Origin of the sequence: Legionella steigerwaltii (genome assembly GCF_001468065.1) — a bacterium.
Taxonomy (GTDB): Bacteria; Pseudomonadota; Gammaproteobacteria; order Legionellales; family Legionellaceae; genus Legionella; species Legionella steigerwaltii.
Genome location: NZ_LNYZ01000007.1, coordinates 17,609 through 39,297 on the forward strand (window position 1 = coordinate 17,609; position 21,689 = coordinate 39,297).

Below are 21,689 nucleotides of genomic sequence, written 5' to 3' on the forward strand. Positions count from 1 at the left end.
TCCTCATTTCCATCAGTCAATAAAACTCAAAAGTTGTTCCGTAGCTCTTTGTGGATCTTTCGCTTGAGTAATTGCAGAAATAAGAGCGATACCTTGAACACCTGTAGCAACCACATCAGGCATCCGTTCAATATTGATCCCCCCTATTGCAACCAAAGGATAATTTAAAGTTCTTTGCCAACGATGTAATCGTTCAATACCCTGTGCTAAAAAAGGCATTTCTTTGCTGGTAGTTGGATAAATTGGTCCAATCGCAATGTATGAAGGACAAATCGCATGCGCTCGTGCAACCTCAAAATAACAGTGAGTACTTACTCCCAGTAATAATCCTTGATCTCTAATTGCATCGAGATTTGCAGTATCTAAATCCGATTGACCTAAATGAACTGCTTCTGCATTCAATTTTAAAGCCATTTCCCAATAATCATTAATAAATAAGGTAGCTCGATGCTTTTTAGCCAAAGTAATACTTCGCCGCATCTCCTCTTCAATATTTTTTGTTTTTTCTTTAATCCGCAATTGAATGGTTTTTACCCCAAGATTTAAAAGCATTTCGACCCAGGAAAAACAATCAACAACAGGATAAAGACCTAATCGAAGACATGATTTAAATGGTAGAGGTGCTTCGTACAAAGGCTTGGACGACAGATAAGGCAAATCCATTTCATCCTCTGGAAAACCACCATAATATAAACCCGATCGTGCACGACGTACTGCTTGGTGCGCATACATTTTTGCTATGATGAGTGCATCTTCTAGCGAATATCCAAGAGCCAATGCTCCGGTAATCGCCGCTGATAGAACAAAGCGCCGTTCTGGGAATTTCGAATCAGAGAGATGATTTTGCGTCAACCAAAATGAAGTAACACCGTTTGTCCAATAATCATGCTCCCATGAAATTTCCTGTAGATGATTACCCAATAGTAGTATACTTTTAGCACCCAGAGTTAATAATTCCTGAGCCGCTTCCTGCATGGCTTGATGCGTCATGATCCTTCGCTTTAAAAGAAATTCGGCTTCCAGTGTATTCAATACACAAACATCTGAGAAAGAAAATCCTGAAGTTAAATTATTCGCATTTTTAATATACTGAGATGAAGATAACGTAAAATCTAAAACTACAGGCCCAGAATAATGTTTTAGGATTTGTAGGTCTTCAGAAGAAATGTTCTCGTTAATTTTAATTGCCTTAGGCTGGGTGGTTCCATTAAATTGCTGTTGTTGAATCTCAAGACCCAATCCACGAAAAGTGTGCCGATCGACTTCATTTCCAGTATTGGTCCACACCGTGTTCATCATATAACCTCCTGATGCCAAAAAGGTGTATCAATCAATGGAGTACATGATTGTGCTGTAATCCGCTCCGGCATAAGTCCCGCTTCGAAAGCACTTCGTCCAGCGATTACTGCATGAGAAAAAGCTTCAGCCATAGTTACAGGATGAATTGCTGAGGCAACAGCACTATTCAGTAAAACTGCATCAAAACCTAATTCCAAAATACGTGTTGCATGAGATGGCTTACCAATTCCTGCATCTACAATTAGGGTCACATCGGGTAATCGCTGCCGTAGAGTCTCTAAAGCAAAAGGGTTGAGTAATCCTTTCCCAGAACCAATAGGAGCGGCCCAAGGCATCAAAATTCGACAACCACAATCAATTAAACGCTGACATAAAACCAAGTCGTCGGTACAATAGGGAAAGACTTCAAATCCTCGTTTTACTAATTCAGTAGCCGCACGTAACAATTCAAAGGGATCCGGCTGCAAACTAAACTCATCACCAATCACTTCCAATTTAATCCATGAAGTTAGAAAAAGCTCACGCGCCATTTCTGCTGTAGTTATTGCAGTTTGAGCATCACGGCATCCAGCTGTATTGGGGAGTAAATGACAATCCAAAGACTGGATGGTTTGCCAAAATAAATCGCTGCCTGTGCCACTGGCCATTTGTCGTTTTAGAGAGACAGTAATTACATCAGTTTTGGAAGTCCGCACCGCGTCGGTCATTACCTCAAGTGATGGATAACCCGCTGTTCCCAAGAGTAAACGACTCGTTAAAGGTTTATCTGCTAAATGCCACATAGCCTACCCTCCTTGCATTGGCACGATCAGATCAATACGATCTCCTTCATGCAAGATCGTATTAACAAACATGGACTTGGGAATAAACTGATTGTTAATTGCAATTGCTACATGTGCAGCAACGTTTTTCTTTTGCTCGAGCATTTCCTGGAGAGTACAGGATTTATCTAAAGTTAGTGGTTTATTATTGATATAAATAATCATGAACAAGCCTCCCAAAGCTCAGGATAATAAATGTCTTTTTGATCGCTCTTCAATCCACGCAGGATTTCCTCCACCAATGCTGGCGCAATTAAAAATCCATGCCGATACAGTCCATTCACAGCAATCAATCGTTTCGCATATTTTATACGTGGCTGATGATGTATTAAGGTTGGACGACAATGTGTCACTGTTTTAATTATCCGTGCTTCAGCAAAACCTCGATGTACATAATAAGCAGCAGTTAATAATTCAAGCGTAGTACGTACCGAAATTGGACTGGAATCTTCTGCCTCCAATTCGCTGGCACCGATAAGGTAATAAGAATTAGGGCGAGGAGCAATATAAATATTGTATCTTGGATGCAAGAACCGTATTGGTCTTTGTAATTGAACTTCGGGGGCATGGAGCCAAATAAGTTCCCCACGAAGCCCGCGTAACTGTGTAAAAGTACTTTTTGCTCCAATGCCTCGACAGTCAAAAACAAAATCAAACAAATAGGACTCCGTTCCTGTTTCTACCTTGCCTGAATGGATGTAAGAAACAAAAGTTTGGTCTCGCCAAACGACTCCTTGCTGACACAGATGTTTTTTTAGTGCCAACAATAAAGTCTGATTATCAAGCTGCGCTTCTTTTGGGAAATAATACCCAACTTTGAATTGATTCAGCTCTGGTTCAAGTTGGCACAGAGTATCTTGAGTCAGTAACTGATAACATGAATCGCTTAATTTATTTACAATTCGGGTACTGAACTGCTGCCATTCTGCTTTATCTTGAGGATGGTGCACTACCAGAGAGCCTTTTTGGCGAAAATAGACAGCCTCTGTTAATTGATTCAAAATAGACTTCCATAAGGTATCAACCGACTCCATTCCCAAAGTAAAAATCACGTGCTCCGCTTTATCAAGCTCAGACAGAGGTGCCAATAAACCTGCTGCTGCATAACTGCAATTATTGAAAGAGGCTTCCGCCTCAAATAAGGTCACCTGCCAACCCTCATTTTGTAAACGTAAAGCGAGCAAACACCCCATAATTCCAGCACCAACCACAGCAGCATTTTTCATTTGAATCACTCAAAAACAACCTAACATTATTGTAGCCTGGGTGCAGCGCAACGGAACCCGGGGATTTAGAGAGCTATTCATGCCCAAATCCCGGGTTCCGCTGCGCTGCACCCAGGCTACACAGCATAAAGGTCTACAATTAGTGCATCTTACTCACCAACACAACACGCAATAGGCTCTAAATCAGAATGAGGCATCTTTGGCAATAACTCATTTGTATAACAAGAGCTCACTGAAAAAGACTCATCGATTACCCCCAAATGCTTGCCAAAACGCCCTACCTTATTCCAATCACGCTCTACATTTAAAAGAGTGCGCGAGAAAAAGGGCAAGCTACGAATAAAAATAGTATGATACATAGGTGTTCGTAGCTGGGGCTTTGTTCTACATAAAAGTTCATAGGCTTCATCTGGGTTTTCGGTAGTAAAAGCAGCCCCACGTTGTGTGGCTTTGAGAAATCCTTTAATCGTTTCAGGATTTTTTAACATCCTTTCTGGCACAATAAACTGAATGGAACAAAAACAGCAGCAACCTAGTCCTGCAAGCTGATCCAGGCGCAGAAATACCGTTTCACCACGGAAGTGCTCTAATTCAACTTTTTGAAAATTAATAAATCCAATACCGGTATCAATAATGTCGCGGCAAATTGCATCAGTAACATTCATGCCAATACGCACTGTTTCATAACTCGCGGAATCAATGCCAGCCAACTGTGCCAAATTATCGATAATGATTTTGCCAAACTCACCAATGTACCCTACTCGTTTCCCGGCAATATCTTGAAACGAGGTAATACCACTGGATTTAAGTGCGATAAGGCCTGTAGGAGGTTCATCTAATAATGTCCCAATTGATGTGACAGGATAACCTTTTGCACGAGCCGCCAAGGTATGGATCATCGCCTTAACCCCAAAATCAACATGCCCCATACCTACAATTTCGGTCACATCACTGGGATCGCTAGGCTCCAAAATCGCCAGTTTTATCCCTTCCTGTTGATAATAACCTAATGAATGAGCAACAAAAATTGGGGTATGATAAGGGTTTGCATACCAATTGAGTAATAAAGTTGTTCTTGTAGATAACGCGCTCATGCCATAACTCCTTAGTATTAATTGATAAAATAAAGGATGGCTAAAGATATCGCGAAAGACTTAATTGAAGAAATTAACCTGGACTAGAACTGTTGGGAATAACTCTTAAAAGAGAATGCACCACAGCAGGAGATCTAAAATTCAACTACTCTCAAATGAAATTCAGATTTAAGGCGTTTCTTACGCTGGTATGAACCAGATCAAGTTCAACGGGTATTTCTCAGACGTTTATCACGACACCCCGCGCCATCAATTGTTGGTAATGCTAGCGGTTATGGAAAAAACTGTCAAACATTATAATAATAACCCTCATCCACCCTAATGGGCACCTTCTCCCCCACGGGGAGAAGGGATTTTTTGGTAAACACTAAAATTAACGTAATCCTCTATCCCGTTATCGGGAGAGGAGCTGGGGTAAGGGTAAAAATTTATTTACGCTTCTGCACATAAAACACATTATGCTGAATCAAAAAGCGCTGACATAACAAAGGGGTATGTTGCAATAAATGATGTAGGTAAGCGCGTGTGAATTGTTGCGAACAGGTAGGACAAACGCAATCAGCATCAATTAGTTCAAATTGCATCTGTGTTTTTGAATCCATTAAATCCACATCCCCTGCTCTGCTGTAGACTTTTCCTTGCAACGCCGCGTGCGCTGGTTCATCAGTCTCAATAAATCCTATACCCTTATCACGCAAACGCCAAATTAATTCGGGATCAAAACGCCCCATGATATAGCGCGGTACATGAGACCAGCGATTTAATTGTTCCCAATCCAACTCATGCAAAACATTAAAATAAATTCCATGGTGCTTATCCACCTTATGTTTTTCCAGGTCATTAACATGCATAAATGGAACAATTGCATCATTCCAATTATCCCAAATTTGTGGAAAGTCCTGCACGATTTTTTGAGGTAAAATGACTGCATTGGGCTTTAAGTGCTGAATAAGACCGAGCAAATCGGCCAAAGTAAATTTTATTTTAGAACCATCATAAGGAGATTTAAGCGTATAAATTCCTTCTTTATTTACCACAAGCGATACCGCATTGAGCACTAGGACACCAGGCCAAACCAGATAATGTGATAAATTAGTTATTTTTTTGAGTCCATCCTGGCCAGGTTTATACAACAAACGCTCTAGAGAATAAGATGCTGCTGTTATTTCTGCTTCTTGCCAATTTGCTGTGGTAAGACATAAACCTGCTTCTGAAGTTAGAACGGGTATAAAATTCTGTACTGCAGTCAACATTCTGGATCTCCTGATTACTATCTATTTACCACATTTGAATGCCTTAGGGGAACAGTCACCTGATTTACAACAATAAGCTTGTGTCACCATAACTAAAGAACCTATACCCTTTTTCGATTGCTTCTTGATAAAGCATCATTGCTTGTTGGTGACCAACAAAAGCAGAAACCAGCATTAACAAAGTCGATTCAGGTAAGTGAAAATTAGTCATTAATCCATCACAAATCTTAAACTCATATCCTGGGTAAATAAAGATGTCGGTATCTCTACTGCATGGGGTTAACATTCCATCTTGTACTGCACTCTCAAGGCTACGCAGAGCGGTTGTACCTACTGCGATTACCCGATTTCCTGCGGCTTTGGTAGCATGTACCGCAGCACATAATTCAGGACTTATTGTAAATTGTTCGCTATGCATTTTATGATCTTTGATGTTATCGCAGCGAACAGGCCTAAATGTCCCTGCCCCAACATGCAAAGTGAGATAAGCTACTGCAACACCTCGTGAATTTAGGCTGGATAAAACTGATTCATCAAAATGCAAGCCGGCTGTAGGCGCTGCCACAGAACCTTCATATTTTGCATACACTGTTTGATAACGATCCTGATCCAAAGTTTCATCAGTTCGGGTAATGTAGGGAGGTAAAGGAATGTGCCCTATCCCATTTAATAAGTTCAAAACGTCCATATCCGCTCTACACATGAATAAATCATCGTGTCGATCAAGAATTTCGATTTCTTTATTTTGCTCCAGCTTAATCACTGAGCCAGATTTCAGTGCCTTACTGGCTTTAATATGGGCTAGAAAAGTAAATTCACCCGTAATCCGCTCGACTAATAGCTCAACTTTTCCGCCTGTAGTTTTATGGCCATAAAGTCTAGCTGGGATCACTTTGGAATCATTCATTACCAGTAAATCACCTGGGTTTAAAAAATCAGCGATTTCGCGAAATTGGTAATGGCCGTATTCACCTTTTTGACGATCATAAATTAAAAGACGCGAATCACTGCGATTTGCTAAAGGATATTGCGCAATTAATTCTGGAGGTAAATCAAAGTAAAAGTCTTGCTTATTCATGAAGCAACCTGAAAAATAAATTGTCGCTATTATACACGGAATACACTCATTCATCATCCCTGCTGAATCGTGTTTAGTAACAAATTTAGATTGTATTAAGAGAGCTGTCGTTAAACGTATTACTTAATCTTTTTTTTGCACAGTTGAATCGACATGGGATGATGGTGATGTCTCGCTTATTAAGTGTTTGACTTCTTTAAAAAATCGAAGCCTTTGTTGTGATCCCATAACCTTCTCTGGTGCCACTTGTTCAATTAATTTATTAAGTTCTCCCTTATTCTCAGGCGATATTGAGGAATGATCGACCATATCCCGTATTTTTTCTATTTCTTCTTTTTTTGGTGCTTTTAATATTAAAGATTCAAATTGTTCTACCATTTGTGACTTACTTTGGATAGTCTCTGGTTTTGGAGTAGATGTATGCGAATACCTTGTGCTCTGATGCAATAATAATGTTTTTCGGGCTCGGATTTGTCTTAATGTTTCGCCCATTTCCTTTTTGGCTCCTTGCAGCTCAAGTTGTTGAGTTTGTAGTAATTCTTTCAAGTGTTCAGGCTCTGCTTTGCGTTGACTGAATCTTTGCTTTTTTTCTTCTATTTTATCAAGCTTATTAAAACGAGGGGTTTGAATACTTTTTTTAACCTGTTCAAATTCAAGCTCAGCTTGCACCCACTCATCTTCAGTCAAATCATTTGGCTCCTTACCTTTAGGGATTAGAGCATATGAACGCTCACCTCTTTGAATGAGGCGTTTTGCATCCTCCGGTTTAATACTAAAACGAGCTTGAGAAAGAATAAACACTCGTTCTAATTTCTCGTTGAGAAGTATGCTATTGCTGCTCATAACTCCCAAGGCATGAACCAATCCTTTTTCACGAAGTTTTAAACCTTCCAATTCAGGGTCCAATTGTCCTGGGATAGGCTGATAATCCTGTATTTGGGCTCGGGTCTTCTCCAAGGCCTTGCGAATAAACTCCTCAGGGGTCCGCGTTCTTAGTTTCAACTGATCTTTATGAAGATTAAGTTCATGTTCAGTGACTCTGATGTGTCTACTAAGACGTCGTTTTTCTACTTCTTGAGTCTGGATATTATCAGAAACTGTGTTTTTATATAGTTCCTCTTGTTTTTTATACCGTTCTAAATCTTCCTCCAAAACAGGTATTCTTTGTTCAGAAAAAACGGTAGGATTTTCTTGGAGACCTTGGGAACGGTCAGGAATAGGCAGTTGCAAATACGTATCCAATATATCGATATGCGTACGAAGTTCTTCATGGTAAACCTCCATACGTCGTTCTTCCTCTTCGATAATAGCCAATTCCTCTTCAACCTGCTTTAATTGGTATTCCAATTCATCCAGTTTTTCATCTAAAACTTTAATAGTCTCAACGTAATGGGCAATCATATCCTCTAAAATTTGAATTGGGACGCGCTCAGAAACCGTTTCGATATTATATTCAGGATGCTTAACAAGATGTTTGTCGATTTCAAGTCGGATAAGCTGATCTACATTTTTAGCCAGTTCTTGTCGCTCTGCAATAATTCCCATAAGGAGGAAAACCAAATGCCTTTGTTGTTTGAGCATTTCTTCTGCATTACGCTCCCTAATCGATTCAATGCGCGACTCTTCTTTCATTATTTCTCGAGCGATCATGGTTAATGTCGCTTTGCCGCCCACTGTTTTCAGAAAATGAAACACTTCTGAAGCATTTTTTAATCCAAATGATGCCAAAAATTGAGTAGCTAAATGGGAATTTGTTCCTGTATTATTCGGGTAAATGTATTTTTCTGTATCTGCAAACCATTGTTCCATCCGATCTGAAATGTTTTTTTGAGCTGTTGGGCTTAATTTGTTTAATACTGGGGTATCTCTGTCTATTGCGTCGATGACTGATCTACGAGGAATCATTTGATACTCCAATAAAACACCTTGATTAAATTATAGGCCATTTATGGAGAAAAGGCTTTGAGCACCTAATCCCTGACTTTAAAGTGTGGAAAAGTGAATTAAAGATCAAAAAATTTCAATTTTAAGAACAGGATTTAAGCGCTATTTGGTTTTTGGGTTCGCTAACATCGAACCCAAAAACCTACAACCTTAATTGAAAAACTATTATAAATAGGTACCCATAGAATTTTAATTAGAGTATATGGCAGAAGGAAAAGAAGTCTGAGAGTCAAAAAGATGAGAACCTTTCTCGTGAGTTTCTGATTCTGTATATATTGAACTCAATTGATATGGCTCTTTTTCTTGTCTCAAATCGGATTGCTTTGAAGAGTCTCTACTCATTTTTGAATAAGGAGATGCGGTAAGTTGCACTGCGGGCTCCTCTTTCTTTACAGGCGAAGATTTTGAAACGCTTGCGTTCGCAGCAGCTTTAACACCCATACCAGCCAGACCACCGATAAGTAAAAACGGAGACCAAAGCACAGCGCCTATAGATTTGAAAACACCAGTAAAACTCAATCCATCTTCATTAACAACACGAGATTTAATCATATCGAATACGTTTTTATCGCTGCTATAACATTCTTTCGCGCTGGAATACAAGTAACCTAAAGCCAGCGTTGCATACAGAGCGAGCGCACCGACACCTAAAGTTCCAACACTCAACCCAAATACACCTGCAGCACCTGCTCCCGCAACTCCAGCAGTGGTCATTGATGCAGCAGTTAATCCAACCGCTCCAAGAGTGAGCTTGAGTATTAAGGCGACAACAAAAATTGGGGCAATGATCAAAAGAAGAACTCCAGCTCCCAAGCTTGTACTTCGGGTAGAATAAGATCGATAAGGATAAACTCTTCTTGTAGGCGTCACTACTTCAACGCGAGATACGGGAGGAATATAAGGTGAGGTAACTTGAACCCTGGGGTAGAGAGGATTATAGGGAGGGGGCGCATCATGGCCATGATAATTAGTATCTATAGAAGCTTGAGGAGTATATTGCTGATGACGGTAATGTTTGTGCTGATCCACTTTAGTCTCCTTTTTTTTTATTATTTCCAAACTGGCGATGAGAAGTATAAAAAAGAAAACTTAAGGTTTTATTAAGAATAAGCACGTTTCTTTACAAAATAATTACATTTCTTTACAGAAAATCATATTATGATTAACAAGACAACAGATAGAATCCAAATTATTCCACTTGTCAAATATGGATGCTTATAATTCTTAAAGGTTTTTCTTCGCGAAAGAAAATCAAGAGTAAGCACTGGAACTACTGAAAGAAAGGTCAACATGAACACAAGTACCACTTGTACTGCTCCCGTCTGAAAAGGCATAATTCGCACTAAAAAATTCAGTACATCATACAGTATCTCACGCAGATAAAAGATTGCCCATAAAACCCAAAAATCAAAAGTATAGATTAGCCACGAAGCCGCAAAGAGGGGTATGATTAATTTAGCTCCTTTTATAGCAAAAAGTTTCTTAATGGCTTTGCTGAATTCCTCTGAAAAGAAGACCAAAATCGAACCCAAAAGAACAAGTAAAGCGAGCGTCAATAACATTTATTTGCTCCTTTTCTCAACGTCTTCTAATGCTTCCCATCGTGCATAAAACTGAGATAATAACGCCTCATCCTCAGCCAAACCTTGATTTATCTTTGCAATGATTTGAGCTTCTTGTTGGTAAAATTTGGGATCAGCCATTTGCAATTGTAATTCAGCTATTTTTTCTTCCAATTGCTCAATTTTCTGTGGTAACTGAGCAAGCTCACGTTGCTCATTAAAACTTAATTTATTTGTTGCTACATTGCGTTTCACAATAGGCGCTTTGATTAGCTGATCACGCTGTTGTTGTTTCTTATACATTTTATATTCATCGTAACCACCAACAAATTCATTGAACTGCCCTGCTTCCTCATAAACCAAGACACTAGTCACCACCTGATTAATAAATACCCTATCATGGCTAATTAATATTAAAGTTCCTGGATAATCAGCTAACATCCCCTCAAGGAGCTCTAATGTTTCCATGTCCAAATCATTTGTAGGTTCGTCCATCACCAACAGATTCACTGGTTTAGCAAACAATTTGGCTAATAATAATCTGTTTCTTTCTCCACCAGAAAGTACTGAAACCGGCTGATTAAACCGCTCAGGTGAAAATAAAAATTCGCGCAAATAGCTGGCAACATGTTTTTGTTTACCATTGATTGTTACATAATCCGCACCATCACCCACATTAAACATGACGGTTTGATCTTCGCGCAATTGCCGGCGCAATTGATCAAAATAGGCAACACTCAAAGAAGTCCCCAGCTTTATTTGTCCAGAATCAGGCTTTAGCTCCCCAAGCAGCAGGCGTACTAAAGTCGTTTTACCACATCCATTAGGACCAATTATTCCAAGTTTATCGCCGCGAGTCAGTAATAAGGAGAAATCACGTAAAATGGTTTTATCTCCTAGCGTATAATTCACTTGATTGGCTTCGATCACTACTGAGCCGGAACGAGTTACATCAAGAGAAAATGATTTGACTTTACCTAATTGATTACGTCGTGCCTTATATTCTTCTCTCAATGCCTTTAATGCACGAACCCGACCTTCATTACGTGTTCGTCGTGCTTTGATTCCTGTACGAATCCAGATCTCTTCCTCAGCCAGCTTTTTATCAAATAAATCATTTTGCTTTTGTTCGCTCAGACGAATAGATTCTCTTCTGTCTAAATAAGTTTCATAATCACAATCATGCTGATAGAGCTTTCCTCTGTCGATTTCTACAATCCGATCGGATACTTGATTTAAAAACTCTCTATCATGGGTAACCAACAACACTGATCCCTTGAAATTTTTCAAGTAAGACTCTAACCATTCAATTGCTTCTATATCCAAATGGTTTGTCGGTTCATCTAAAAGTAATAAATCCGGAGTTGCAATTAATGCGGCGCCCAGTAATACACGACGTTTCATACCACCGGATAGATTATTCATACGTTCGTGCGTAGCGATACCTAAACGACTGGCCATAGTCTCGATTTGAGGCAATTTGTCCCAAGCATGCAAATTATCCATTTGTTGCTGGCATGAGGCCAATTTATCCATGTCACCCAATTGAGAGAGTTCATTAAAGCGTGATAAAACCTCACCTACTTCACCAAGGCTTTTCACTAGAAAATGATAGACTGATTCTTCCCCAGTAATTGGAACTTCCTGGGTCAAACCAGCAACACGCAATCCAGAAAGCTGATTAATTTGGCCACCATCCGGAATCAATTCACCTTGCAAAAGTTTTAACAGCGTGGATTTACCTGCCCCATTCCGTCCAACTAATGCAATACGATCTTGCGGTTGGATCTGCCAATCAGCATTATCTAGCAACTGATTACCCGCAATATTGAGGGACACACCATGAAGGGAAATAATACTCATACATGAACTCTGACTTAAATTTGTAGCCTGGGTACATTGTAGCCTGGGTGCAGCGAAGCGTAACCCGGGAAATAACAAGAAACCCGGGTTACGGCTCCGCCTTCACCCAGGCTACAGTACACTACAATATATTTTAGACCAATTAAATGAATTACTTCGAAGGTAGAACCATTATACCATCCATCTCGACCTGAGCACCACGAGGCAATGCTGAGACACCTATAGCTGCTCTTGCTGGGTAAGGTGCTGCAAAATAACGACTCATTGCTTCATTAATTAAAGGAAAGTGCTGTAAATCGGTAAGGTAAACATTCAATTTCGCTATATGGGCTAAACTACCACCAGCAGCTTCACAAACAGCTGACAAATTTTCCAAAACTTGAGTAATTTGCAGTTTGATGTCTTCACTACAAAGTTGCATCGTTACAGGATCAAGTGGTATTTGTCCTGAGAGATAAACTGTATCGCCACATTGAATGGCTTGAGAATAGGTTCCAATCGCTTCTGGAGCCAATTTTGTATTTATAGGTCGCATTAATTATCCCCTTGTTTTTTTCTATAAAGACGCATCACCACTTTATTTGCCCGCAACCTACGCATTACACGAGCCAAATGCGTTCTATCAACAACACTAATTGAAAATGTTACCGCATTATGCCGACCATCGCGTGGATCTACATTGATATTACCTATATTGGAGCCTGACTCAGCAATAGCAGTTGCCAACGCAGCCAAAACACCACGCTCGTTCACTACATCGACAGTAATATCAACCCAGTATTCTCCTTCAACTTTTTCATCCCAGCGTAAGGCAACGAATTGCTCTGGATTGGTTCGCGATTTTTTTAAAGTAGCACAATCACTGCTATGAACAATAATTCCTCGACCTTGTTGGAATTTTCCAACAATATTATCGCCAGGGATAGGCTGACAACATTCGCCAAAATGAACCACCATTCCCTCGGTTCCTTTAATTGCCAACGGACGTGTTTTGATTCCTTTATCCAACTCATTGGAGTCTTGGGTGACTACTAATCTCTTGGCAATTACCATCGCCATTTGGTTCCCTATACCAATTGCATAGAGCAGATCATCCATCGCTTTATAATGAAGATCACTTAATAGCGCCTGTAAAGACTCTGGTGGTATTTTAGCGTAATCACTAGACAGCTCAATTAATGATTGCTCAAGAAGACGTTTTCCTAAACTAATTGATTCTGTATTTTGTTGGCTTTTCAGAAAATGGCGGATATTAGAGCGGGCTTTACCAGTCACTACAAAATTTAACCATGCCGGATTAGGGTGCGCACCCGCAGCGGTAATAATCTCAACTGTTTGTCCATTAGATAAAGGAATGCTGAGCGGAACTAATTTTCTGTTTACTTTCGCAGCCACACAACTATTACCTACTCCGGAATGAACTGAATAAGCAAAATCAACGGGTGTCGCCCCTTTAGGTAATTCCATAATATGACCTTTAGGGGTAAAGACGTATACTTCATCCGGGAATAAATCGATTTTGACGTTTTCAATAAACTCCAACGAACTACCCGTGCTGCGTTGCATTTCCAATAGACTTTGTACCCATTCTCTTGCGCGCAGTTGTGCTTCATTGACTTCAAGGCCAGATGATTTATAAATCCAATGTGCAGCTACCCCATTATCAGCAACCTTATCCATATCACGGGTACGAATTTGCACTTCTAGGGGAACCCCAAAAGGTCCAAATAAAGTAGTATGTAACGATTGGTATCCATTTGCTTTAGGGATACCAATATAGTCTTTGAAGCGTTGAGGGACAGGTTTGTAGGTACAATGTAAAGCACCTAAAATGCGGTAACAAGAATCAATATCTTCAGTAATGACGCGGAACGCAAAAACATCAGTGATCTCGGTAAATGAGGCTTTTTTCTGGCGCATTTTCTTATAGATACTGTATAAGTGCTTTTGTCTGCCGAATACTTGCTCATAAGGAATATTTAGTTGGGCTAAAGCCAATTGCAAATCACGCTCAATTGTCTGGGTCAATTCGCGTCGATTTCCACGAGATTTTTCAACTGCTGATTTAATCGCTCGATAACGCATGGGATATAAAGCCTGAAATCCTAAATCCTCAAGGCCTACATAAATCGAGTGCATTCCCAATCGGTTCGCAATTGGCGCATAAATTTCCAGAGTTTCAATGGCGATACGTCTGCGTTTTGCATAAGGCATTGCACCAAGGGTTTTCATATTATGCAGACGATCAGCCAACTTAACGATAATTACCCGGATATCTTTAACCATAGCCAAGACCATCTTACGGAAATTTTCTGCCTGGGCTTCAGCTTTTGATTCAAATTTAATTTTGGTCAGCTTGGTAACACCATCAACAAGGGAGGTTATTTCTTCACCGAATTGACGTGTTAAATCGTCTTTACTCACTGAGGTATCTTCAACGACATCATGGAGCAAAGTCGCCATAATTGTTTGATAATCCAGACGCATTCGCGCAAGAATTAAAGCAGCTGCAACGGGATGAGTAATATAGGGCTCGCCAGAACGACGCATCTGACCTTGATGTGCTTTTTCAGCGACCAAATAGGCTTGGTAACATTTTTCTATTTGCGACTGCTCAAGATAGCATTTCAGCTCTTCATCGAGCTCCTTAAAGTAGCTCACGCAGTACTCCCTAGTATCTAACATGACCGTACCCCTATACCCCTAATTCACACCGTTTAAGACCCGAATAAATCACGATCCCTCATGATTCGTCGTCATGGGGTTTTGTAGCCTGGGTGAAGCGCAGCGTAACCCGGGATCAAAGGTAACCCCCGGGTTACGGCTTGCGCCTTCACCCAGGCTACAATATGCCCAAGATCCATGAATATCTTTACAATATTCTAAAAATTATTCTTTATCCAAAATTTCTGGGGTAACCAAACCTTCTGCTATTTCACGCAAAGCCACGACTGTGGGTTTATCATTTTCCCATTCAACCATAGGTTGATCGCCTCGAACAGCAATTTGGCGCGCTCGCTTAGTAGCCACCATAACCAGTTCAAATCGATTTGCAACGTTTTTTAAACAATCTTCAACTGTAACTCGCGCCATAACTCATTCTCCAGTAGCAAAACCTATCATTTTACTGTGATGACATCAGGAAAGAAAGCAATTTTGATTGTTTATTTATCTGCCGCCTAATACCTAAGCGGTTTGCAATCACAATCGCCCCCAACTCCATAGACGCCCTCTCAAAATTATCATTAACGATTAAGTAATCAAACTCGGGATAATGGCTCAATTCATCTTGAGCTTTTATCATCCGATTACTAATCACTTCGTCTTTATCTTGCCGACGATTCAATAATCGTTGTTTTAATACATCCAAAGACGGCGGTACAATAAAAATACTCACCGCATCTGGAAAGGAACGCCTAATTTGTTCTGCCCCTTGCCAGTCTATATCCAGAACGACATCGATGCCTTTTTGCAAACGTGTAGTAATTTGCTTCATCGATGTTCCATACAAATGATTAAAGACTCGGGCATGCTCTAAAAAAGCATTATCCTCAATCATACGTATAAATTCATTTTCATCTATAAAAAAGTAATCCACTCCATCTTGTTCCCCAGGTCGCATCGCTCGTGTTGTATGCGAAACGGATACCTCAACATCCTCAAGAGTTTCCACTAACTTTTTTACTAAACTGGTTTTGCCTCCCCCAGAAGGTGCTGCAACAATAAATAAATTACCCGAATAGTCACCCACAATAATACTCACTCAATGTTTTGAATTTGTTCACGCATTTGCTCAATTAAAACTTTCATTTGCACCGCACTCTGGGTTAACTCCACAGAGTCAGACTTTGAACTTAGCGTGTTCGCCTCCCTATTTAATTCTTGCATCAAAAAATCAAGGCGTCTTCCTGCTATTTTATCGCAATTTAACGTCCGACTCACTTCATCAAGATGAGTCTTTAATCTATCCAGCTCCTCACTCACATCAATACGAGTCAAAATTAAAGCAATTTCCTGATCCACTCGTGAATCTTGAACCTCAATCCTCACTGCGTGCAATCGGGTCAATAATTTATCTTTAACTTGCTCTGCTTGCATTGATACTAAGGACCGTGCATGCTCAATTTCTCGACCCAATTCACTTAACCGTGTCTCCACATGCGCTTTTAATGCAGCACCCTCACTTGTGCGCATCTGCTTTAACTGGTCAATCGCCTCTTTAAATAAGGAAATCGCATTCTCTCCTAATAGTTCCACATCAGGCATATTAGCTTGGACCACTCCGGGCCAAGTAAGAACACGACTTACACCTAAATCGTTCGACAAATGGTGTGACATGGAAAGTTTCTCACCTAAACCCACTAATGCATTTACCATGCCTATATTTATAAGCATAGACTGATTATTAGAACTTGTATCTTGATATTTCAGCTGGCACTCTAATTTCCCACGATTTATCTGATCCCGCAATAAATGGCGTAACTGTGGCTCTACAAATCGGAACGATTCAGGCAAACGGAATGAGACATCTAGATATCGATGGTTTACTGACTTGATTTCCCAACAAAATTGACCTTCTTCAATCTGCTGTTGCACTCGTGAGAAAGCCGTCATACTTTGAAGCATTATAGATACCGAATGAATAAACCTTGCGCGAATATACCCCAATTTAAAGCAATTGGACAGAGAAAAGCTCTTCAAAATCGTAACAGATCATGAATTCTTGGTGAGTTTAATCGCATTATCAGCCCATCTTGGCACATTGCCTGGACGCTTCATGTCCGGGGAAATACCGCGCATGAGGCGCGGTAGTGGAGAATTTTTTAGATTTATACCGTGGATAAATTATTTACTTGGTGATGGTGATGTTTCGGATTCCATTGGTTGATTTTGGGACATCCATTCACCCATTTTCTCATTCATCCAACTCATGAGTGTTACTGCAGACATCACACGCAAGCCTCGTGGCAAACCACCTTTTAGAAATACAGAAGCACCATGTGTTGCATAGAGTTTTTGAGTTGTCTTGAAAAAACCCGCTGGGTTTGCGGTGACTGATGACTGTTGCGCTGTTTTCACCACATCGAACTTTTGAGAAGCCAATGTTGCACCGACTCCTGCCAACATCCCTGCGAGTAGCGATGCAAAATAATCATTTGGATAATGCTCTTTTATTTTGGTTTTCAATGCAGGGGTCACAGCCAGAAAAAATGTAGAAAACATTCCTTCTCTCAGCATTGTTGCCATCATTCCTGTATAAAGACGAGACCAACCGCCTTGTTGCACCAAGTGAGTACCTGCCGAGAGGAAACTCTTTTTTTGATGTGTCATTACCATTTCCGTAGGACAACTTATCACAGCAGAACCGACACCAGCAGCAAAAGCGCTAACCAATTTTTGGCTATCAGATAACTCATATCTATTCCCAAAAAACCATTTCTGAAAAAAACGATTCAAACCCACTTGCACTGCAGTTATGGGGATCATGCTGGCTGCATTTGGCAATATGCCTCGATACACTACTTGTGGATTTAGGGTAAATGGCTCTCCTTTTTGCATACGTGTTTTTATCGACCACAAGGGATGATCAACTAACACTTCAAAAGCACCAGTAACGCTTCCAGAGAAGATACTTTGGGATACGCTTAGATTATTTTTCTTTTCTTTAGGGGAGGCGTCTTCTTTATGCGCCTCAAATTTAGTTTGGGTCATAATATTCTCCAATAGTTGAATCAAATGAGTTCACTACCCGCATGTCCCGCCTCCCTAGAGAGGCGCGGATAATGGGAGACCGCCCTAGGGAAAGGAAGGTAAGAAAAGAATCACTAAAGAAGAAATAACGCTTTGGGAAGAAACTAAATCGCAGACAAATAGCGAGCTAGCAGATAAATCTGCACAAAGTGCAACGCTGATTTCATGACTACGACAGTTCATAATGAAATATTTTTTTAAAATTGAATCTTAAAAATAACACGATGAATCATCATTATTCAATATGTATTCAAAGAAAATTGTTGATCAACAATTAACCCATATGCTTGTGTATTTACCTGTAAGTTTCAACATGTATTTTTATTTTCAGAAAACAAGTAAACTTAATAATAAAAAAAATCACACGCTTTATTTACATCACACATACTTTAGGATGCAACTCAGGAAGTTAAGCGTTATAATTCCCAATTTTGCGAGGATTATCCAATGCGCCCAAGTAACCGTGAAGCCAATCAACTACGTCCTGTTAAATTAACCAGAAACTACACAAAACACGCTGAGGGTTCTGTTCTTGTTGAATTTGGGCAAACCAAAGTATTGTGTAATGCGTCTATAATCGAAGGTGTCCCCCGTTTTATTAAAGGGAAAAACCAAGGATGGGTTACTGCTGAATATGGGATGCTTCCACGTGCAACACACAGTCGTACTGAACGCGAAGCAAGCAAAGGAAAACAAGGCGGCAGAACTATGGAAATCCAACGCCTTATTGGCCGCTCTCTAAGAGCCTGTGTTGATTTAAAATTTTTAGGTGAAAATACAATCACCCTAGATTGTGATGTCATTCAGGCGGATGGGGGTACAAGAACAGCAGCGATTACTGGTGCGTGTGTCGCAATGAGAGATGCAATAAGCTGGATGGTAGAACGAGAAAAAATACGTAAAATGCCTGCATTTCATTACATTGCTGCGGTTTCTGTGGGACTCTATCGTGGTCAAGCTGTACTTGACTTGGATTATGCAGAAGATGTCCTGGCCGAAACTGACATGAATATTGTTATGAACGAAGCAGGTCATTTCATTGAAATTCAGGGAACTGCGGAAGACAGACATTTTAATCGAGATGAATTAAACAGCATGCTTGCACTTGCTGAAATGGGTATCCCCCAATTAATTGAATTACAGAAAAATGCTTAAGTACTTAGCCTCCTATCTAGGGGGTAGCCTGGGTGAAGGTCTGAAAGACCGAAACCCGGGTTTCACTTCGTTTCACCCAGGCTACAAGTACTATTGAATGCTCAGCCAACACTTTAAAATATCGTTTTATCAATTGCCACTTCATGTGCGGTGTGGGTGGAAATAATATTTTTTTTCACCAGCTCTGTTAAATGTTGATCTAAAGTTTGCATTCCTTTGCCTTGGCCTGTTTGGATGGAAGAATACATTTGGGCCACTTTATCTTCGCGAATTAAGTTTCGTATTGCACCGGTGCAAATCATGATTTCCAAAGCAGCAACTCGCCCACCACCATTTTTTTTCAATAACGTTTGTGCGACTACAGCCTGCAATGACTCGGACAACATCGAGCGTACCATGGATTTTTCCTCAGCGGGAAACACGTCGATAATCCTGTTGATGGTTTTGGTTGCAGAATTAGTATGCAAAGTGCCAAACACTAAATGCCCTGTTTCAGCAGCCGTCATTGCTAAACGGATCGTTTCCAGATCACGCAACTCCCCCACCAGAATCACATCAGGATCTTCACGTAATGCAGAACGCAAAGCCGCATTGAAACTCAGTGTATCTTTGTGAACCTCGCGCTGATTCAGCAAACTTTTTTTACTTTGATGCACAAATTCTATAGGATCTTCAACAGTTAAAATATGATCATAACGACTGGCATTAATATAATCGATCATGGCAGCTAACGTGGTGCTTTTGCCTGATCCTGTTGGACCAGTAATGAGTACTAATCCTTTAGGATAACTGGACATTTCTTCAAAAATAGATGGCAACCCCAAATCACTCATGCTTAAAATTTCAGAAGGAATAGTACGAAAAACAGCTGCTGCGCCACGCAATTGATTAAATACGTTCACCCTAAAACGAGCCAAATTGGGTATTTCAAAAGAAAAATCAGTTTCCAAACTCTCTTCAAACTCTTTCCTTTGCCTATCATTCATCACATCATAGATAATTTTTATTACTTCTTTGTGTTCCATAGCCGGTAAATTGATTTTGCGCAAATCCCCGTCCACGCGAATTAAGGGAGGCAAACCCGCGGAGATATGTAAGTCTGATGATTTATTTTTTACTGAAAACGCTAATAGTTCTGCTATATCCATTGCTTAACTCGTCCTGATTAGGTAGGCCAAAGATCAAGAACATTAATGGCAGTAGGCCATTGTGCCTCAACTTTTAAAATGTGATGCTAATAGATTAACTCACTAAGTAACACTCGGCAAACATTGTTTCTTTTGCTATTGTTGGGGTTATTCCAAACGCATTTAAGTAATCATGAGTCTTCAACAAAATCTAAACCAAATAAAACAATTAGTCACGCAAACTGAACTGGAAAGTGGTAGAAAACCTGGGAGTGTTCTGTTACTTGCTGTGAGTAAACAGCAAAGTATTGAGGCGATTAGTGAATTATTTCAGCTAGGAATCACTCACTTTGGAGAAAGCTATTTTCAAGAGGCACAACCAAAAATAAATGCATTAAAAAACATACCTATATGTTGGCATTTTATCGGCCCAATTCAAAGTAATAAAACAAAAGGAATTGCTACTCTGTTTCACTGGGTCCACAGTATTAGTCGTCTTAAAATCGCTCACTATCTCAATGAGCATCGCCCAAGAGATTTAGGCCCGCTTAATGTCTGTTTGCAAATTAATCTGGTGGATGAAAAAACTAAATCAGGAATCCCTCCTCAACAAGCTACAGAATTAGCTTTGGCAGTGAGTCAACTCCCGCATCTTAAGCTAAGAGGTTTGATGACTATTCCCCCGCCACAAAAAAAACCACAAACACAATATGATTTATTCATTCAGCTTAATCAACTCATGCACTCACTCAATCAAGAACTTGGTCTAGACATGGATACTTTATCCATGGGAATGAGTCATGACTTTGCCCCTGCAATTCAAGCAGGTGCAACTATAATCCGAGTCGGGCAGGCTTTATTTGGTAAGCGACAAAAATAAAGCAACACGATATAATCTTGCAAAATCAGTTGAAGGATAGGGGAAAATATGTCTGGTATTAACGCAGTGATACTTTTTGTTGTTTCTTTATTTTTTTCACTAGTTATTTTCAGTTTATGGCTTCGCATTGCATTGCGGTATTTGCGTGTTAGCGCGCTTCATCCTGTAAGCCAACTCATTTATACAATTACAAATCCTATAGTCACTCCAATTCAACTGTTATCAAAGCAACCCTATAAACCAGGACAAAAATATGATGTCCCTGCATTCATTACCCTAATTCTGGTTGAACTATTAAAAATCATCTGCATTAGCCTTCTTGCCTTACATGGGCTAATTCCTATTGGATTCATATTCCTTTATATGATTGCTGATTTAGTCATTCAGCCTTGCAACATTCTATTTTTTGCCATACTTATTCGCGTCATCATGAGCTTTGTCAATCCGAATTGGAAAGGCCCAACTGCTGATTTCTTACGTTTGTTGACTGAACCCTTGTTAAAACTGGGTAGAAAGATAGTTCCTGACATTTCTGGTTTTGATTTTTCTCCTTTTATTATCTTGGTTTTATTAAAAATTATTACCCTTTTTATTATGGCCAACCTACCCTGGAGATTATTATAAAAACTACTATAC

21 protein-coding genes and 1 riboswitch are annotated in these 21,689 nt (G+C 40.0%); of the genes, 3 read left to right on the forward strand and 18 right to left on the reverse strand.

Going from position 1 to position 21,689, the window contains the following annotated elements; translation table 11 throughout:
- Window positions 1-12 precede the first annotated feature (12 nt).
- The 17 genes from thiE to Lstg_RS04855 form a co-directional block, all read right to left on the reverse strand.
- Entirely contained in the window at window positions 13-1,299 is a 1,287-nt protein-coding gene (thiE, locus tag Lstg_RS04775) for a thiamine phosphate synthase (RefSeq protein WP_058476522.1), read from the reverse strand.
- Window positions 1,296-2,081, reverse strand: a complete 786-nt coding sequence (locus Lstg_RS04780; RefSeq protein WP_058476523.1) for a thiazole synthase — start codon at window positions 2,079-2,081, stop codon at window positions 1,296-1,298. The genes thiE and Lstg_RS04780 overlap by 4 nt, the downstream gene beginning before the upstream one ends.
- 3 nt (window positions 2,082-2,084) lie before the next feature.
- Window positions 2,085-2,285 carry a sulfur carrier protein ThiS gene (gene thiS / locus Lstg_RS04785; RefSeq protein WP_058476524.1) on the reverse strand — a complete coding sequence of 67 codons (201 nt, stop codon included), beginning with the start codon at window positions 2,283-2,285 and terminating at the stop codon, window positions 2,085-2,087.
- Window positions 2,282-3,346, reverse strand: a complete 1,065-nt coding sequence (locus Lstg_RS04790) for an FAD-dependent oxidoreductase (protein ID WP_058476525.1) — start codon at window positions 3,344-3,346, stop codon at window positions 2,282-2,284. Before Lstg_RS04790 ends, thiS begins: the two co-directional genes overlap by 4 nt.
- A gap of 149 nt (window positions 3,347-3,495) precedes the next feature.
- On the reverse strand, window positions 3,496-4,440 hold the full coding sequence (locus Lstg_RS04795; RefSeq protein WP_058476526.1) for an ABC transporter substrate-binding protein: 945 nt from the start codon (window positions 4,438-4,440) through the stop codon (window positions 3,496-3,498).
- A gap of 159 nt (window positions 4,441-4,599) precedes the next feature.
- A riboswitch (TPP riboswitch) is annotated at window positions 4,600-4,694 on the reverse strand.
- A gap of 174 nt (window positions 4,695-4,868) precedes the next feature.
- Window positions 4,869-5,693, reverse strand: a complete 825-nt coding sequence (locus Lstg_RS04800; RefSeq protein ID WP_058476527.1) for a tRNA-guanine transglycosylase — start codon at window positions 5,691-5,693, stop codon at window positions 4,869-4,871.
- A 64-nt stretch (window positions 5,694-5,757) separates the two neighbouring features.
- Window positions 5,758-6,771 (reverse strand): tRNA preQ1(34) S-adenosylmethionine ribosyltransferase-isomerase QueA, encoded by a 1,014-nt coding sequence (gene queA / locus Lstg_RS04805; protein WP_058476528.1) that lies wholly within the window; start codon window positions 6,769-6,771, stop codon window positions 5,758-5,760.
- A 123-nt stretch (window positions 6,772-6,894) separates the two neighbouring features.
- Window positions 6,895-8,676: a hypothetical protein gene (locus Lstg_RS04810; protein ID WP_058476529.1), complete on the reverse strand. Its 1,782-nt coding sequence runs from the start codon at window positions 8,674-8,676 to the stop codon at window positions 6,895-6,897.
- 228 nt (window positions 8,677-8,904) lie between these two features.
- Entirely contained in the window at window positions 8,905-9,744 is an 840-nt protein-coding gene (locus Lstg_RS04815; protein WP_058476530.1) for a hypothetical protein, read from the reverse strand.
- Window positions 9,745-9,866: 122 nt separating this feature from the next.
- A complete protein-coding gene (locus Lstg_RS04820; protein ID WP_058476531.1) occupies window positions 9,867-10,277 on the reverse strand; it encodes a hypothetical protein in 411 nt (136 codons plus the stop codon).
- The gene (locus Lstg_RS04825; protein WP_058476532.1) at window positions 10,278-12,140 is read right to left on the reverse strand and encodes an ATP-binding cassette domain-containing protein; all 1,863 of its coding nucleotides are present in this window, start codon (window positions 12,138-12,140) and stop codon (window positions 10,278-10,280) included.
- A gap of 151 nt (window positions 12,141-12,291) precedes the next feature.
- Complete coding sequence (locus Lstg_RS04830) at window positions 12,292-12,675, reverse strand: RidA family protein (RefSeq protein ID WP_058476533.1); 384 nt, start codon at window positions 12,673-12,675, stop codon at window positions 12,292-12,294.
- Complete coding sequence (gene spoT, locus Lstg_RS04835) at window positions 12,675-14,801, reverse strand: bifunctional GTP diphosphokinase/guanosine-3',5'-bis pyrophosphate 3'-pyrophosphohydrolase (RefSeq protein ID WP_058476534.1); 2,127 nt, start codon at window positions 14,799-14,801, stop codon at window positions 12,675-12,677. The genes Lstg_RS04830 and spoT overlap by 1 nt, the downstream gene beginning before the upstream one ends.
- A gap of 228 nt (window positions 14,802-15,029) precedes the next feature.
- Window positions 15,030-15,233 (reverse strand): DNA-directed RNA polymerase subunit omega, encoded by a 204-nt coding sequence (gene rpoZ / locus Lstg_RS04840; protein ID WP_058476535.1) that lies wholly within the window; start codon window positions 15,231-15,233, stop codon window positions 15,030-15,032.
- A 31-nt stretch (window positions 15,234-15,264) separates the two neighbouring features.
- Complete coding sequence (gene gmk / locus Lstg_RS04845) at window positions 15,265-15,894, reverse strand: guanylate kinase (protein WP_115324588.1); 630 nt, start codon at window positions 15,892-15,894, stop codon at window positions 15,265-15,267.
- Window positions 15,895-15,899: 5 nt separating this feature from the next.
- Complete coding sequence (locus tag Lstg_RS04850; RefSeq protein ID WP_058476537.1) at window positions 15,900-16,766, reverse strand: YicC/YloC family endoribonuclease; 867 nt, start codon at window positions 16,764-16,766, stop codon at window positions 15,900-15,902.
- A 219-nt stretch (window positions 16,767-16,985) separates the two neighbouring features.
- The gene (locus Lstg_RS04855; protein WP_058476538.1) at window positions 16,986-17,852 is read right to left on the reverse strand and encodes an MC/SLC25 family protein; all 867 of its coding nucleotides are present in this window, start codon (window positions 17,850-17,852) and stop codon (window positions 16,986-16,988) included.
- 486 nt (window positions 17,853-18,338) lie between these two features.
- On the opposite strand from Lstg_RS04855, the gene rph reads away from it, so the two are divergent.
- The gene (gene rph / locus Lstg_RS04860; protein ID WP_058476539.1) at window positions 18,339-19,046 is read left to right on the forward strand and encodes a ribonuclease PH; all 708 of its coding nucleotides are present in this window, start codon (window positions 18,339-18,341) and stop codon (window positions 19,044-19,046) included.
- A 113-nt stretch (window positions 19,047-19,159) separates the two neighbouring features.
- Here the strand turns inward: rph and Lstg_RS04865 are convergent, their stop codons facing one another.
- Window positions 19,160-20,194 (reverse strand): type IV pilus twitching motility protein PilT, encoded by a 1,035-nt coding sequence (locus Lstg_RS04865; protein WP_058476540.1) that lies wholly within the window; start codon window positions 20,192-20,194, stop codon window positions 19,160-19,162.
- A 172-nt stretch (window positions 20,195-20,366) separates the two neighbouring features.
- On the opposite strand from Lstg_RS04865, the gene Lstg_RS04870 reads away from it, so the two are divergent.
- Together Lstg_RS04870 and Lstg_RS04875 are read left to right on the forward strand one after the other, a co-directional pair.
- The gene (locus Lstg_RS04870) at window positions 20,367-21,053 is read left to right on the forward strand and encodes a YggS family pyridoxal phosphate-dependent enzyme (protein WP_058476541.1); all 687 of its coding nucleotides are present in this window, start codon (window positions 20,367-20,369) and stop codon (window positions 21,051-21,053) included.
- A 48-nt stretch (window positions 21,054-21,101) separates the two neighbouring features.
- Complete coding sequence (locus Lstg_RS04875) at window positions 21,102-21,677, forward strand: YggT family protein (protein ID WP_058476542.1); 576 nt, start codon at window positions 21,102-21,104, stop codon at window positions 21,675-21,677.
- Window positions 21,678-21,689 lie beyond the last annotated feature (12 nt).

Bases quoted from the DNA above. Each gene is read 5' to 3' on its own strand.
- thiE (WP_058476522.1), bottom strand. From the start codon at position 1,299: ATGATGAACACGGTGTGGACCAATACTGGAAATGAAGTCGATCGGCAC.
- Lstg_RS04780 (WP_058476523.1), bottom strand. From the start codon at position 2,081: ATGTGGCATTTAGCAGATAAACCTTTAACGAGTCGTTTACTCTTGGGA.
- thiS (WP_058476524.1), bottom strand. From the start codon at position 2,285: ATGATTATTTATATCAATAATAAACCACTAACTTTAGATAAATCCTGT.
- Lstg_RS04790 (WP_058476525.1), bottom strand. From the start codon at position 3,346: ATGAAAAATGCTGCTGTGGTTGGTGCTGGAATTATGGGGTGTTTGCTC.
- Lstg_RS04795 (WP_058476526.1), bottom strand. From the start codon at position 4,440: ATGAGCGCGTTATCTACAAGAACAACTTTATTACTCAATTGGTATGCA.
- Lstg_RS04800 (WP_058476527.1), bottom strand. From the start codon at position 5,693: ATGTTGACTGCAGTACAGAATTTTATACCCGTTCTAACTTCAGAAGCA.
- queA (WP_058476528.1), bottom strand. From the start codon at position 6,771: ATGAATAAGCAAGACTTTTACTTTGATTTACCTCCAGAATTAATTGCG.
- Lstg_RS04810 (WP_058476529.1), bottom strand. From the start codon at position 8,676: ATGATTCCTCGTAGATCAGTCATCGACGCAATAGACAGAGATACCCCA.
- Lstg_RS04820 (WP_058476531.1), bottom strand. From the start codon at position 10,277: ATGTTATTGACGCTCGCTTTACTTGTTCTTTTGGGTTCGATTTTGGTC.
- Lstg_RS04825 (WP_058476532.1), bottom strand. From the start codon at position 12,140: ATGAGTATTATTTCCCTTCATGGTGTGTCCCTCAATATTGCGGGTAAT.
- Lstg_RS04830 (WP_058476533.1), bottom strand. From the start codon at position 12,675: ATGCGACCTATAAATACAAAATTGGCTCCAGAAGCGATTGGAACCTAT.
- rpoZ (WP_058476535.1), bottom strand. From the start codon at position 15,233: ATGGCGCGAGTTACAGTTGAAGATTGTTTAAAAAACGTTGCAAATCGA.
- Lstg_RS04850 (WP_058476537.1), bottom strand. From the start codon at position 16,766: ATGCTTCAAAGTATGACGGCTTTCTCACGAGTGCAACAGCAGATTGAA.
- Lstg_RS04855 (WP_058476538.1), bottom strand. From the start codon at position 17,852: ATGACCCAAACTAAATTTGAGGCGCATAAAGAAGACGCCTCCCCTAAA.
- rph (WP_058476539.1), top strand. From the start codon at position 18,339: ATGCGCCCAAGTAACCGTGAAGCCAATCAACTACGTCCTGTTAAATTA.
- Lstg_RS04865 (WP_058476540.1), bottom strand. From the start codon at position 20,194: ATGGATATAGCAGAACTATTAGCGTTTTCAGTAAAAAATAAATCATCA.
- Lstg_RS04870 (WP_058476541.1), top strand. From the start codon at position 20,367: ATGAGTCTTCAACAAAATCTAAACCAAATAAAACAATTAGTCACGCAA.
- Lstg_RS04875 (WP_058476542.1), top strand. From the start codon at position 21,102: ATGTCTGGTATTAACGCAGTGATACTTTTTGTTGTTTCTTTATTTTTT.